We start from the raw sequence: 1,358 nt of genomic DNA on the forward strand, positions 1-1,358 counted from the left end.
CTAACGGATGTTCAAATGGCATATTTAATGGGGCGAGAAGATCATTTTGAAATGGGTGGAGTTTCAACACATGGATATGCTGAAATTGAAACTAGAATGGATATAAAAGTTTTAAATAATGCACTACAGAAATTGATTGAATATCAACCAATGATGTGTGCTGTTGTTTTACCTACAGGTGAGCAAAAGATTTTAGAGAACGTACCAGAATATCAAATTGTTGTTCGTGATCTTGTCCATTTAAGTGATGAGGAGCAGCAACAATGTATCATAAAAGAGCGGGAACGTATGTCCCATCATATCTTCCAAACAGATCAATGGCCATTATTTGAATATAAAGCATTTAAATTATCTAAAGATGTGTATTATCTATTTGTAAGTTATGACATGTTAATTGCAGATGGTGCAAGTATACAGCTGATTGGGAAACTATTAGTTAATTTCTATAATAATCCAAATTGGCAACCACCAAAAATGGATAGCACGTTCCGAGACTATATCGTGGCATTAAACGATTTTAAAAATACAGACACGTATGCTCAAGATAAAGAATATTGGTTAAATCAACTTTCTGAATTTCCTAATGCTCCAGCTGTTCCATTAAAAGAGGATCCTATTAACATTAGTTCACCTCATTTTAGTCGTTTTGAGAAAGAATTTTCTAAAGATGAGTGGGATAAATTGAAGAAAAAAGCACATGAACATAATGTTACACCATCGGCCTTGTTATGCGCAGCATATGCAGATGTTTTATCTTTTTGGAGTAATCAATCACATTTGGCAGTTAACTTAACAGTCTTTAATAGATTACCATTCCATAAAGATGTTAATAGCATTATTGGTGATTTTACATCTGTTGTTTTATTAGATATTGAATCAAAGCAAAATAGTACTTTTTGGGATAGAGCAAAGGCTATTCAAAACCGTTTGTTGGAAACATTAGAACATAGACATTATGACGGTATTGAATTTATCCGTGAATTATCAAAAGAGCGTAATTTTGGTAATCGTGCAGTAATGCCTGTTGTTTTCACTAGTATTTTACTGGGTAACAAAGAAAATGAAGAAGTCGGTTGGTATGAAATAGGTGAAATTAAAATGGGTGCGGGTCAAACATCTCAAGTGTATATTGACCATCAAGTGTTTGAAGATAATGGATGTTTACGTTTGATTTGGGATTATGTTGAGGAGTTGTTTGAACAGAAAATTATATCTACAATGTTTGAGCAATATTGTGGTATTTTGCATTCATATATTGAAGGTGATAAAGAATATTACTTAGAGGTAAGTGAAGACGAAAAAGAGTTAATTGAGACTTTTAATGATACAGATGAAGGTATTCCTTTCACAACATTACA

Annotated in this window: 1 protein-coding gene; it reads left to right on the forward strand. The window is 32.5% G+C overall.

Going from position 1 to position 1,358, the window contains the following annotated elements; genetic code table 11:
- The coding region (locus JFL43_RS22105; protein WP_234447966.1) for a condensation domain-containing protein at positions 1–1,358 on the forward strand (1,358 nt) is incomplete at both ends.

Origin of the sequence: Viridibacillus soli (assembly GCF_016612995.1) — a bacterium.
GTDB classification, from domain to species: domain Bacteria; phylum Bacillota; class Bacilli; order Bacillales_A; family Planococcaceae; genus Viridibacillus; species Viridibacillus soli.